This is a genomic window from Sphaerisporangium sp. NPDC049003, assembly GCF_043197795.1.
Taxonomy (GTDB): domain Bacteria; phylum Actinomycetota; class Actinomycetes; order Streptosporangiales; family Streptosporangiaceae; genus Sphaerisporangium.
The window spans coordinates 1-13732 of the sequence record NZ_JBICTU010000003.1 but is presented as its reverse complement, the minus strand read 5'-3'; the positions used below and the strand labels follow the sequence as shown (position 1 = coordinate 13732).

Here is a 13732-nt window from a genome sequence, read left to right as displayed (position 1 = left end):
AGCGGGCCCGCCGTCACGGCACGTCCGGGAAAATCGCCAGGTCGGGTGCGTCGATCGGCACGACGAAGCGCCGGTCGAGGAAACGGTTGCCGCGCTCGCAGGTGGTCTCCGACACGAACAGGCAGGCGTGACATGCGGCTCCGTGCAGGAAGTCCTCCGGGTCGCACGGCAGCCGCTCGGCGCAGAGCGGGTCGGAGGAGCAGTGCCGGGCCCCGGTGAGCGCGCGGCGGGTCAGCCGGACCAGGTCATCGGGTTCGGCAAGTGAGACAAGCCCGCCAAGCGTCCCCTCCGCGTCCGGCACGGCCGTGTAGATGAGGATGCCTCCGCGCGGGTCGTCCTCGTTCCCCGCGTAGATGCGTTCGGCGAGGCTGGCGGAGTTGTACCCGCACTCCAGCGCGATCGTCCGGATCATGAGGTGCGACAGCGTATGCAGGACGTAGTAGCGTGCGCCGGGCCACCCCTGGTAGCGGGTCTCCTCGTTGAACGGCTGCCCGGTGCGCGCCGAGTACCGGTACTCGCGGAATCGCCCGAACGCCTCGTAGTGCGACTGGATGGCACGCGAGCCGGCGACCCGCTTCTCCCAGCCCGCCAGAAGTTCCTCGGGCAACCGCAGGAAGACGCCTTCTCCGCGTACCTCGCTGGCAGGCACCCACGTGGGATTCGATCGGGAGAGCTTCGCCCGGGTGACGAGGTTCGGGTCGTCGGGGTCGGGAGCGTCGAGCCGGGTGAAGCCGATCATGGCGCGTACCTCACGCACCCGCTCCACCTGGATCACGTCCGAGTAGAAACCCTTGAGCAGGTTCGGTACGCCGTCGGGGTGGCGGTAGGCGGCGAACTCGTCGCCGGGCTCGGGCAGCGTGGCGCTGGAGAACACCTGCCATTCGGGGGTACGCAGGTCGGGATACCCCTCGGGCTCCTTCCCCCCGTCGGGCTCTGGCCCGGCGCGGTGGCGTTCGATCGCGGCCCACAACTCGTCGTCGGTCCACTTCTCGAACTCGTAGCTCAGCGGGGGCATCGACCGCATCAACGGCATCATGGCGATCCCGGAGACGTGCTGGAGGTTCGCCCAGAACTGCTCCACCTTGCCGTCGAGCTCACCCGCCCCGGCCTGCGGCACGGCCAGCGCGGAGAGGGTCTGCGCGAACCACTGGTTGGACGCGCCGACGACCAGGACGTGCAACTGCTTGGCGCAGCTTCCGAAGGTGCCGAGGTGGGGATGGCGGCCGCGGCAGCTCGGCAGGTGCACCTGGCCACGCTTGCCCATCACCTCACGGATGTTGCGGGTGGCCGGGCACCGCTGGCAGGCGATGCGCACGTTGGCGCCGAGGTTGCCGCCGTGGTCCTCCATCAGCAGGTTCGGCTTCTCCACCGCCGGGCACGTGCCGCCGTGGTGCACGAACTCCAGGTACGGAAAGTCGTCCAGGTGCCCCGCTGTGCACGCGACGACGAACCGGGCTCCGACCACGAGGTTCTTCCTGCGCCCCTTGCCGCACTCGTGGAAGAACCGCGCCTCGTGCGGCTTGTTCGGCTTGTCGTTCTCGAAGCCGAACACCTGTGAGTCGATGCGGGCGAGCAGGTTGCACGCGGTGCACCGCATCCAGCTCGGGAAGGGGACGACCGGAGTCCCGGTCCGCGCCGCCTCACCGTTGGGATCCTGGTCCGCGCCGGGGAGCCACGGGGCGGGCTTGAGCTCCTCCACGGTCTTGCTGAGCACCGCCTGGACGGCCGCGAGCAGCCGGGGCTGCTCCACGGTCTTGCTGAGCACCGCCTGGACGGCCGCGAGCAGCCGGGGCTCGGTGATCACGGCGGGGCTGTCGCCGACCTTTTCGTACTTCCAGTCCTCCAGCCCTTTGACCAGGACGGAGAAGTTCGGCAGGTCCACCAGCGAGCCCACTCCGGAGGTGAACATCAGGTGGCTGGGACGGACCGATCCGACCCGGCGCCGGTACCGCGAGAATTCCGCCATCAGTTACCCCGCCCCCCGATCGTGGACTCACCCAGCTCGTCGCCGACCGGGATGTCGGCGTTCTCCGTTTCCACCTGCGGTGTGGCGAACGCCCACGCGCTCGCGTTCACCGGTGATTCGAAGATGGCGCCGCTGCCCGGCAGCAGGAGATTGACGTCGTTCTCGGTCTCCCGCATGGAGTTGCCGACCGTCATCAGGCTCCACGGCCCGTTGCCCGCCCGCTCGATCAGACGCGCGATGGTCTCCTGCTTGGTGGCCCTGCGCTCGTAGCCGAGCCGCGCCGGCCCTTCCTTACGCTGCTTCCACATGTCGGTTACCGCCTTGATCCGGGCGTCCAGATACTCCCGGCCGCGCGGGCCACCGACCGCCTCCGCCCGGTGCAGCATCCGGGTGATGACGTGCCGCACGCGCTCACCGTCCAGCGGTACGTCCTCCGCGTCCCGGTTACGCGAGTACGACTCGTCGACGTGCCGGATCGCCGCCACGAGCGTCGCGGTGGTGCCCCGGTCGAGCGCCCGCCTGGTGTAGGGCGTGACGGACAGGGCCTCCACCTGCCGGTAGAAGGTCGCGTGGTAGTGCTCGAAGTCCTCGAAATGCGCCAGGTCGCGGGGACGCGACCAGTTGTACAGCGTGATCACCAGGCCGGGCCGGTCGGCGTCGCGGCCGACGCGCGAGGACGCCTGGATGTACTCGGCGGTGTTCTTCGGCTGGCCGGTCACCACCATGAGACCGAACCGGGAGACGTCCACACCGACCTGCAGCATCGACGTGGCCAGCACCACGTCCACCGGCTGCCGGCCGGCCGTGCGGTCGGTACGCCGGGCGAGGTTGCGGTCGGCGAGCGGATGCGCCTGCCTGCGCTTCCCCTTCTCCTCCTTCATGATGGCGGCCAACTCCTCGCGGATCTCCAGACGCCGCCGGGTCGTGTCGAGTTCGGGGTCGAAGCCGATCTCCAGCCGCTTCAGCACGTCGCTGATGTCGCCGGAGGAGATACGCGAGGTCAGCTCGACGATGTTGAGCAGGTCGACCCTGCTGAGCAGCCGGTTGGACAGGTTCTTGTGCCTGCCGTGCGTCCTGATACGGGTCGTCACGTCGTCGTCGAGGTAGCGGCGCATGCCGGCCAGCTCGCGCGTGGCGTTGAAGTAGCCGACCACGGTCATGTACGGGTCGGCGGCCTCGCCGTGCCGGTCGAACATCGTCTGGCCGGCGATGAACAGGATCTCGGCGAGCCGGATCTCCGCGGACTTCAGACGCACGCCGTGCGCGCAGACGCCGAGGTAGCGCCGCCCGGGGGTCGTGGGCGTCACCGGCACCTGCCGGGAGAAGAAGGTGTCAGACACCTCGATGACCTGCGGCGGGAATACCGCGAGCCCACGGCCGAAGATGCCGAGCACCTGGCGCTCGGCCCGCTTGGTGGTCGCGGTGGACGCGACGATCTTGGGTCCGGTGGGCCGCCCGCCGACCCGCCAGGTGCACAGCTCGTCCACCGCGGCCTCGAACAGGCCGACCGTGGTCCCGAGCGCTCCGGAGATCAGGTGCAGCTCGTCCTGGATGATCAGGTCCGGCGGGCGGAGCCGTACGACCGGACGGCTCCACGCCTTGGGCAGCTTCCCCTTGGCGTGGTGCGTGCCGCCGCACTTGACCCGATCATCCAGGTCGCCGTGGCGATAGCCGTGGCGGGGACACCACTGGCCGACCCGGCCGAACAGATGCCCGGCGAAGCCGCGCCACGGAAGCTGGGCAAGCTTGTCCACGGTGGCGATGACGAGGCTCGGCACCAGCCGGTAGATCTCCTCGTCCACGGTCAGGATCGGCAGCCCTTCCCTGCGGCTCTCGATCTCTCCGGGATCGTCCAGACGGGAGGTCAGCATCCGGTCCTCGCCCAGCTTGGAGAACGGGCACAGGTCGGTCTCCCCCTCCCGGCCGCGCCCGCAGTAGAGCAGCACCCGGCGGCGCTCCTGGTCGATCTGGAGGTTCCGGCCGGCGACGAGTTTCTCGCCGCACCAGGGACAGGTGAGCGTCTGCAGCACGTTGGCCCGGCGGCTGTCCGGTGCCTCTCTGGCCTCCTGGATCTGCTTCTCGGCCTCGTCGAACCAGTTGGGCGAGACCGCGTTGCCGACCCACAGCCCGATGCGGAACGGCTCCTCGCCCCACGTGGCGGTGTCCTCGCGGCGCAGCACCTCGGCCGCGCACACCAGGGCGGCGGCCCGCTGGAACTGCTGGGCGGTCAGCAGCCGCAGCGTGTAGCGCATCAGCACGGCGACGCCGGACATGCCGTCACGCGCGTCCGCGCCCGTGCCGACGAGCCGTCGCAGCCGGCGGATCGCGAAGGTGTAGGCGGTCAGTCCGAGGTAGGCCTCGGTCTTGCCGCCACCGGTGGGGAAGAACAGCAGGTCGACGGTCGCCGTGTGGTCGGCGGCGCGCTCCGGGTGGCCCGGGTCGGTCAGCGAGGGCAGGTTGAGCAGCACGAACGCGAGCTGGAACGGCCGCCACGACGCCGCCTTGGCGCCCTGCTCGTCGACCTGCGCCATGGCCTCCTCGTAGCTCAGCCCGGACTCGTCCCGCAGCTTCGCCACGGCGGTACGGCGGCGCTGCAACGCCATCGCCCGGTTGGCGAACCGGAACGCGGCACGCGCGTGCTCCTCGCCGCTGAGCAGCGCGACCCCGGCTTCGATGCGCCGGGCGGCCTCGCGTGCCTTGAACACCGCCAGCGAGGCGGCCTCGCGCAGCGGCTCCGGCAGGCTGGGGATCCGCTCCTCCTGGACGTCCAGCCAGGCCGCGTACCCGGTCGCCAGCGGCATCAGCCCGGCCGCCAGCTCGCCGGGCGAGGCGGCGGCGAGGGCGTCCATCGACAGCTCCACCCCTTCGAGCGGGGTGCCTTCGCCGACCGGGGCGACCGTGGCGGGGACGTCGTAGGCCGGCAGCCAGGTGGTGCACAGCTCGGCGGCGCACCGCTGCCCGTCCGGCACGATGGCGTGGACGGCGACGTTGCGTCCGGCCGCGTACCGGCGTTCGTTCCGGTAGAGCAGACGCAGATGCCTGTCTTCCAGGTCCTCCTCCAGGCCGTCGTCACCGTCGAGGGGGTCGTCGATCGGCAGGAAGACGCAGGGCGCGGCCTCCCGGTCGGAGTGGGGTGCGGTGACCTTCAGCTCGGTCTGGAACAACCAGGCGCTGTCGGGAGCCCTTACCGGCGCGGTCTGCTGGTTGATCAGGGTGAGCTCGACGACGCGCCGCCCGTCCTTCTGCGATCGCACGCCGACGGCCAGCAGCACTCCGGGAGCGTCAGCGCGTTCCATCGTCAGCGGGACGCGCTGCGACGCGCCGCCGTCCAGCCGGATCTCCCTGGGGTGGGTCACCGGCTCACGGCACCAGGCCTGCACGGCCCGTGTGCCGCCCTTGCCGTCGTCCACCTGGATGTCGGACTTGGTGTACCGGCCCCAGGAGGCGGTGACCTTCAGGACGTCCACGTCGCCGGGCACCGCGAACATCATGCCCATGGACGACGCCCAGATACGGCCGAGGTTCTGCGGGGTCAGCTTGTCGGGCAGCTCGCCGTCGTCCCCGCTGCCCTCGGCGCCGATCTCGGTGTCCGGCACCTCGTCGGCGTCGTTCTCGATCGACCGCGCGGACGGCTTCGGACCCAGCATGCCGACCAGGTAGCGCTCGCGCGGGCCAGGGGACCTCGTCGGCAGCTCCTCCTCGTCACCGTTCCACGGGCCCAGCAGGTCGCGGCAGGCCAGCTCCTGGAATGCGTCGCGCACCTCGAAGGATGTGGCCGGCTCGAACACCTGCGGCGCGTCCAATCCGCGCTGCTGGGGCGGGGCCGCGTCGGGTAAGACAGGCTCATCGGAGGCCGGGCTTGAGGACGCCGGCTCGGCGGTCGCGGGGCTTGCGGGGCTTGCGGGGCTTGCGGTGGCTGGCTTGGCGTCCGCCTTCGCGCCGTCGCCGTCGGTGCTCTCGGCGAAAAGGTCGGCTTGCTCGGCTTGTGCCGCGAAGAGCGGTTCCTGCCGGTCGTACACGGGGGCTTCCTCTCTGATCTCGTGAATCGTGAAGAACAGCCGAGCCCCCCGACCACGGCCGTGAACCACCTGCGTGCCTTGCGTACCTACCCGCTCACTCCAGCAACGCCTCCTGCACGGAGCCATCCGTCATCGGCTGCTTCCTGGGAGCCCGAGACCCCTTCTTCTTGGCCCCCTTGTCGTGCAACCCCTTCGCGACCTCTTCCGCGTACCGCTCGTGGTTCAACTCCAGCAGCCGATCCACCAGCTCCCGCCGGGCATAGGAACCAACGGTGTAGCGCGTCTCCCGCCCGAGATCATGGTGCCCATGATCAAGCTGATCGATCAGGTCATCCCACCCATAGGCCCGACAGACGGCCTCGTCGATGGCTTTGTGAATCCGGCGCAACTCGACTATGTCCTCATCGTCGCATTTGGGGTCATGGACGAGGTTGTACGTTTTGGTGAGGCCAGCCTGACGGGCAAGCATCAGGTCGCGACGGAAGGTGTCCAGCTCGTTCCCCAAACCACGCATCTCCTGAGTGAGTTGGGGGAGCGGCAAGGTCTCGAACACATCCGAGGGCGTGTAACGAAGGTCTGTCTTCATGGACGATGCCCAAGCGACGGCCCACCAGTAATGCGAAGCGCTGGAAATCATAGCCAGCATGGCTGTGTCATCTGTTGTAAAGACAACAGTAGCTTCGCTGAAGATCTGTCCTGTTGGAACCATGAGCGGCATCACGGTTTTACTTACTCTCGTAAGCACGATAACTTGCTCTAACCCGGCCATAGCCCGATACAGTTCGGGACGACGGCGCTCATAGAGCCACCATTGCTCGCGAGCGTTCTTGCTGAACGCTACTTTTAAGCGTTCGGACTTAACCTCTCGGACTATCTGTTCATAACATTCTCGATAACTCTTCGCCTTACTCTCGGGCCAATCATGGAAATTGATGATCCATCTACTACCCGACCCATCTGGGTGAGTATTTAGATCCTGTCCGTTCAGGTAAGGAAAAAGGATATCCTTGTTCCTGGGATCCTTATCAATCAAGCGCCTTGCCTCTTGGGGCTCCATCGTGAATCCCATCCCCAGCACGTAGGATCCGACGAAGCACATGCTGTTGCTCAGTAGACTCCTAGGAGTCCCAATTACGCGCGACTGTGCATCAAGCGATGAAGTGATGCCGATTACAGCCTCGCCATCTGCTCGCCGCATCGCCCGCTGAGCAAGGACAGCCTTGCTAGTCCATACAGCACAGTATTCCAAGACCGCGCTTCTTGATGGCCACGGCCTACTTTTGACAGATTGACGAATCACTACACCTTCAGCTAACAGCTCATCGAGGCCTACCTCTCGGGTATCCCCTTGAGCCAAGGTGTTCGTGGCGATTAAGCCTGTTTGCCCTACCGAATTAAGCAGACTGTGAGCTCGAAGCACGAAGTACGCTACGAGGTCGGCACTACCTCGCACACCAGCCCCGAGCACCTCAACAAGATACTCACGATAAGCTACGCCCAAGGCTCCTGTAAGCTTCTGCCCACCCAGGAAAGGAGGATTCCCAATGATCGCGCCAAATCCACCTCCCTGGAAAACTTCAGGGAAGACCAGGGGCCAATGAATTGGCTGGCGATTGAAACCACCGCTCACTCGATCGGTCAAGAGCCAGTTTTTTCGGGCCTCCCAAGCCACTAGATCTCCACGCCTACTATAAACGTCGTTGACCAGTTTTGCTGCTTGCTCTGACCCAATTCTTAGGCCGCGCTCGCCCTTGCCTGCATAGGCGAGCGCAGCACCTACCGTAAGGTCTGCCATGAGACGCAACTGCGCCGAGGCGACCTCCGCATCAGCGAGGAGTGCCCTCTTCTTGGCCAGCGCGGCTAACGGATCGTCGCCAAGCTCCACTTCGAAGATTTTTCGACGGTATCCAGCCAGGTCGGCGACCGTCGATCGTACCCCGGCGGTCCAGTCGAAGATGTCCTGGTGAATCTCGCGGCCCTTCGCGGGATCCATGTGCATGTGCTCAAGCTGCTCCAGTGACGTAATCCCCAGCAGCGCGTCCCCAGCGACCAGTCTGTCATCAACAAAGGTGAAGGGCCGGGTGGTGTCCATGGAGACGAGCCAGAGGGAGAGTTTGGCCATTTCTACGGCCATGGGGTTGATGTCGACGCCGTACAGGCAGTGCTCGATGATCTGGCGGCGGGCCTCGATGACCAGGGGGTCGGCGTCGGCGTCGGCCGTACGGTCCTCCGCGCCCGACACGTACGCGAGCGCCTCCGCGCTGCCCTCCTGGGACCAGGCCTCGACGAGCTTGTCGCCCAGGTAGCGGGCGGCGGCGACGAGGAAGGCGGCCGAGCCCATGGCGATGTCAGCGATCTTCAGCTTGAGGATGTCTTCGGAGCTGCGAAGCTTCCATTCCGCCTTGTCCGCCGTCTGCAGCGGACCGGGCGTATAGACCAGCGGCTCCAGGGCACCCTCGACGACCTGCTCCGCGAGGAACCGGGGCGTGTAGTGGGTGCCGGTGTTCTTGCGCAGCGCCGACTCGGTGACATACAGCGCGCCGGGCAGGATGACGACGGGAAGTCCGCGCAGGTCCTCCCGGAGAAGGCCGAAGAAGGGCAGCAGCCGTCCGGCCAGCTCGGCGTCGCCACCGGTCACGGCGAGCAGCTTGCGGGTGGCCTCCAGGGTGGCGACGTCGTCCAGCGGCGCGAGCCGCTTCCGTAGCGCGGCGGCCGAGCCGATACCGGAGTCCTTGTACTTCTCCGCGAGTTTCTCGGCCAGGGTCTCCACGATCGGGTCGTGGCCCGGCACCATCGCCTCGTAGATCCGGTGGGCGACTTCGGCCGCGACCTCCCTCGCGAGTTTCTCCAGGTCGGTGAGCTCGACCTCTTCCTCCCGGCCTGGCTTACCGACCAGGCCGACCACCGTGTCGGCGGCGCGGAAGCCCTCGTAGGACAGCAGGCCCTCGTAGACGTAGCCGATCTGCTCGACGTCCAGGGAGCGGAAGGTCAGCTTGCGGCGCTCGCGGTTCCGGCCCGTACCCACCTCGACGTACTGCACAGCGCGCAGCATGTGCAGCACCGTACGGTCGTCGATGGTCAGCGGCATCCAGGCGTCCGCGTCCGGGTCGAACATCGACCCGTCGTGCGGGTGCATGGTGAGCCGGGGGTGGTCCACGCCGCTGTGCACGGCGCGGAACAGGGCGAGCAGCCGGTGCCAGGACGCCTGGGTGTTCTCCAGCTCGTCTTCGCTGCCCTCCATGGCCCTCTGCTCCAGCTCGGCGCAGAGGCGTCCGGCCGAGTACGCGGCGGCGTAGACCTCGTTGTCCGAGGGGAGCAGGCCGCGCTCCTCGGCGAAGAGCAGGAAGACGATCCGCATCATGACCGTCACGGAGCCCCGGTAGACCTCGTGCGCGCTGATGTCGTTCGGCACGCCGGTCCGGCCGATGGCGGCGACGAGCAGCTCGACGGCCTGCCGGACCTGCACGCCGAGGGCTTCGGTGATGTCCTCCTGGTTGTCCAGGCTGGCCTTGAGCAGCGCGGGCAGCCGCTCGCCCGCGGGGACCTCGAAGAACCGCACGATGTTCAGCAGGGAGACGAAGGCGCGCAGCACGTCGCGTTCGGCCGACTCGGGCCACGGGATGGCGTCGAACACGGCCGTGGTGGTGACTCCGCCGCGCGGCGCCCAGACCAGCGCCCACCAGCGGCCGTCGGTCACCAGACCAAGCTCGACGCCATGGTGGCGGCACAGCTGCGCGATGCGGTCGACCGGGGTGGCGGCCCAGGCTGACGACTTCATGCGGGCGGTCGGGTGGCCTTTGGTGATCATGCCCAGAAGTCGGACGGTGTCCGGTTTCGTCTCCTCGCCTGGCACGGCGAGCGCGAAGGCAGGCGTGACGGAGGTGTCGTGTTCGGGCACGTCCATCGCCAGGTGGTCGAGGCGGTGGTCGAGCCCGCCCATGTGGACGGCGTCTCCCCAGCCGAGCAGGTCGCGCAGCACGTACTCGACCCAGTCGCGACGGCCGCCGCCCTTCTGCCAGGCGGCGTGCGCGAGGCGGAGCCGTTCGAGCGCCCGCTTGTCGATCGAGTCAAGCGCCGGCCAGGTGGAGCGCAGGACGGGGAGGCTGAGAAACGGGCCGGACACCTCGACGAGGCTGAGCCAGTCCTGGTGGCTGAACTCGCGGACGTGGTATCTCATCGGGTCGCCTCCCGCCTCGGCACGACGAAGACCATGGCCACCGGGAACCGGTGCGGCTGGGGGTCTCGGTAGCGGGCCGCGATGACCTTGAGTTCGCGGTCTCGCTCCTCGGCGAGGTGGGACAAACGCTCCTCCCAGGATCTGCGGTCTTTGCGGTACTGCTCCAGCTCTTCCTTGCTCCTGGCCACCTCGCTGCGGCTGAACAGGGCGTCCTCCTCCTGGTCGCCTTCGGCGAGCTTGGCGCGGAGCGTGGCGGCGAACTGGTCGAGGTTGTCGACGAGACGGGTCTGCTCGGACTCCATGCGCTGGGCGAGCTTGCGGTCGAGCTGGTCACGAAGCTGCTCGACCCGCCAGTCGATCGACTGGAGCAGCGGGCCGCTGGTCCGCGGCCACACCTCCGCGAGCCTGCCGCGTACGGGAGCGGACGCCGGGGTGCCCTCGGTGAGCGCGCGGCCGAGGATGGCGCCGAGCACGGTGAGGTTCTCCAGACGGCGGAACCGTCCGGTCTCGGGGACCCAGCCGCCCGCGTGCAGCACCTCCTCGTGCAGGCGGACGCCGTCTCCGCCGACCAACAGGAAGCGGGAGTAGGCGCCGACCAGCGTGGTCTCCAGCGCCGGGTCGTCGCTGACGACGGCGGTGACCCGGTGAAGGCCGATCTCTCTGTTGGAGACGGCGGCGCGCAACAGCCGGGTGGACATGGCGACCAGGGGATGCCCCAGGTGGGCGAGCACCACATCGTCCCGTACCCGGCCTTCGGGGTCGAAAGTCGCGGCCGAGTCGAAGGTGATCGGCCGTTGGTGGGGCCTTTCGTCCTTCTTCGTGGTCTTGGCCAGCAGGCCCGCACTGGCACGTGCCCAGGAGCCGGTCAGCGGCGGGACGTCCAGCAGGCCTCCGGTGAGGTGCTTCTCGTCCAGGTGCGACTTGAGCGGCTGCTGACGGGCCAGGTCGAGGGCGGTGTCCACGACGCGCTTCACGTTGGCGGGGGTGATTCCGAGGAGGTCGACGGTGTTGTCCAGGTTGGCGCGCAGCTTCCGCACCTGCTCGCCGACGTTGGTCTCGACCGGGATAGTGCCCTTCTTGCCGGCACGCTCCACGTCGTAGTCGGTGATGTCGTGAAGCATGCGCTTCTGCACCGCCGCCGCCAGAACGGCGTTGACCGAGCCGAGATCCTCCTCCATCCGCGCGACCTTGTTCGCCACCCGGGACAGGAACTCCAGGTCCGCCTCGTAGGAGTCGACGGACTTGTCCCAGCCGGTGCCGACGAAGTGCCGGATGTCCGGCGTCTGCTTCTGGCCCCACCGGTCGACACGGCCGATGCGCTGTTCGAGCTTGTTGGGGTTGAACGGGATGTCGTAGTTGACCAGGCGGTGGCAGTGGTTCTGCAGGTCAATGCCCTCGCTGGCGGCGTCGGTGGCCACCAGGACGCGGACGTTGTGCTCGCTCGGGTCCTTCTGGAAGGCCACCCGCAGCCGCTCGCGCTCCTCGGCGGAGACGCCTCCATGCAGCACCTCCAGCCGGTCGTCACCGGCGAGCCCTTCCTGGCGGAGCAGCTCCACCAGCCACCTCTGGGTGTCGCGGTACTCGGTGAAGACGACGACCCGCTCGTTCGTCCACTGCCCGCCCGGCCGGCACACCGCCTTCAGGTACGTGATCAGTTCACGGGCCTTGGCGTCCGGAGCGGCCTGGTAGTCCTGCGCCCAGCCGCGCATGCGGTTGAGCAGTGCGATCTCCGCCTCGGTGGCTACTCCCTGGAGCGGTGCCGCGGTGCCGATCGCATCGTCCTCGGCCACCGACAGGGCCTCGTCGTCAAGGGTGGCCGTGCTCTCATATAACTCGTCGAAGAAGTCATCGTCGTCGTCCTCGGCCCCGATGTAGGAGACGGCCCTGGTGCCGCTTGCCGTTTCGAGGTAGACACCGAGGGTGTGCTCGAACGCCGCGGGGCTGGAGAACAGGCGCTTCTTCAGCAGAAGGGTGATCAGGTCGGCCGCCCTTCGCCCTTTCCGGCTCGTGTTGAGCCGTGCGCGGCGCAGCTTGGCGAACTCAGTCAGCAGGGCGTGCACCTGCCGTTCGTTCTGCGGGTACTCGACGGGGATGGCATGCGCCTCCCGCTCCAGGAACCGCTTGTTCCCGTGCTCGTCGACGATGTGCCGCTTGAGCCGGCGGACCACCGTGTCCTTCATCGCGGCCCGATCGGGGTCGACGCCACGTGCGAACCGCTGGTTGTCGAGGATCTCCAGCAGCGCGGTGAACGACGCCTGGTAACCGTTGTGCGGGGTGGCGGACAGGAACAGCCGGTGGGTGAAGTGCGGGGCCAGTTTGCGGATCAGCTTGGTCTGCTGGGAGTCGACGGCGTACACCTGCTTGGGCGCGGCGGGCGCGATGTGGTGGGCCTCGTCCAGGATGAGCAGGTCGAAGCGGCGCTCCAGGCCGGCCGGGTCGAGCACCTCGTCGAGCAACCGCTGGGCCTTCTGGCCGCGTAGCCAGGGCAGGCTGACGATCGTCAGCGGGTAGACCGAGAAGGGGTTGGCGGCGCTGCCGTGGGTGCGACGGACGATGGCGCAGCGTTCGGTGTCGACGATGGTGAAGTCGAGGCCGAACTTGTCGGCCATCTCGTCCTGCCACTTCAGCATGAGACCGGCCGGACACACGATCATGATCCGGCGGGCCCTGTTGCGCAGGAGCAGTTCCTGGGCGACCAGCCCGGCTTCGATGGTCTTGCCGAGGCCGACGTCGTCGGCCAGAAGGAGGTTCACGCGCGGAGCGTCCAGCGCTCTGGCGACGGGCTCAAGCTGGTAATCCTCGATGGCCACGCCCGACCGGAACGGCGCCTGCAGGGTCTTCACGTCGGCGCTGGCCACCGCCGACCATCTGATGGCGTCGAGGAAGGCCGCGAGCCTTTCGGGCGAGTCGAACGCGTCAGTCGTGACGTCGGGTAACGAACCGCTGGGCAGGACGCGGCGGCCCGGCTCGATCTCCCAGATGACGTCGAGCGTCTCTCCGTATCGGCCGTCCTCGACACTTTGCAGCCTGACCAGCGTGCTGGCCTCACCGGCTTCGGACTCGCTGACCACCCACCGCTGTCCACGGACCGCTACCAGCGCACCGGTGATCGGTCGTTCCGACGGCGCAATCGTCACTATCTCTCCTCGTCAACGGGCACAGCACCGGCTTTGGCGAGCCGGCCACCTTCCGCCACGAGCGAGACGTTCCCCCGAATCAGTCTCGCGGGGCATTTCAGACAAAACAGCACTTTTGCCACCGAACACTTGTGCTGTCGGTGTGTACCGTACTGTAGGGCACGTAGATGGTAACTGTCTACAGGGAACTATTTGACGTGTATCCGATTCACAACGCAGGGAACTCAGCATGCAGTTCTGATACATCCCGAACCGACAGCCACCGCGTCCAGTGCCGAAGGCATCGAAGCCCATCACAGGGACTCTCGGCTCCCGCAAATGGTTTACCCGGCGGGGAGCTAGTGTCCCGCGCCAGAAATTCGTCGGCAATATCGGGCGAGGGATTCGAGGATTTCCTCTGCGGTCTTCTTCCACACGAACGGGCGTGGGTTGT

Annotated in this window: 4 protein-coding genes; all 4 read right to left on the bottom strand. The window is 67.5% G+C overall.

Features of this window, described 5'->3' with window-relative positions:
• Positions 1-13 precede the first annotated feature (13 nt).
• The 4 genes from drmB to drmD all read right to left on the bottom strand — a co-directional run bounded on the left by drmB (position 14) and on the right by drmD (position 13299).
• Positions 14-1966, bottom strand: a complete 1953-nt coding sequence (gene drmB / locus ACGFIV_RS03625) for a DrmB family protein (protein ID WP_392831635.1) — start codon at positions 1964-1966, stop codon at positions 14-16.
• On the bottom strand, positions 1966-5985 hold the full coding sequence (drmA, locus tag ACGFIV_RS03620) for a DISARM system helicase DrmA (RefSeq protein ID WP_392831632.1): 4020 nt from the start codon (positions 5983-5985) through the stop codon (positions 1966-1968). Before drmA ends, drmB begins: the two co-directional genes overlap by 1 nt.
• A 94-nt stretch (positions 5986-6079) precedes the next feature.
• Entirely contained in the window at positions 6080-10162 is a 4083-nt protein-coding gene (locus ACGFIV_RS03615; RefSeq protein WP_392831629.1) for an Eco57I restriction-modification methylase domain-containing protein, read from the bottom strand.
• Positions 10159-13299 (bottom strand): DISARM system SNF2-like helicase DrmD, encoded by a 3141-nt coding sequence (gene drmD, locus ACGFIV_RS03610; protein WP_392831626.1) that lies wholly within the window; start codon positions 13297-13299, stop codon positions 10159-10161. The genes ACGFIV_RS03615 and drmD overlap by 4 nt, the downstream gene beginning before the upstream one ends.
• Between the last annotated feature and the right edge of the window lie 433 nt (positions 13300-13732).

Bases quoted from the DNA above. Each gene is read 5' to 3' on its own strand.
- drmB (WP_392831635.1), bottom strand. From the start codon at position 1,966: ATGGCGGAATTCTCGCGGTACCGGCGCCGGGTCGGATCGGTCCGTCCC.
- ACGFIV_RS03615 (WP_392831629.1), bottom strand. From the start codon at position 10,162: ATGAGATACCACGTCCGCGAGTTCAGCCACCAGGACTGGCTCAGCCTC.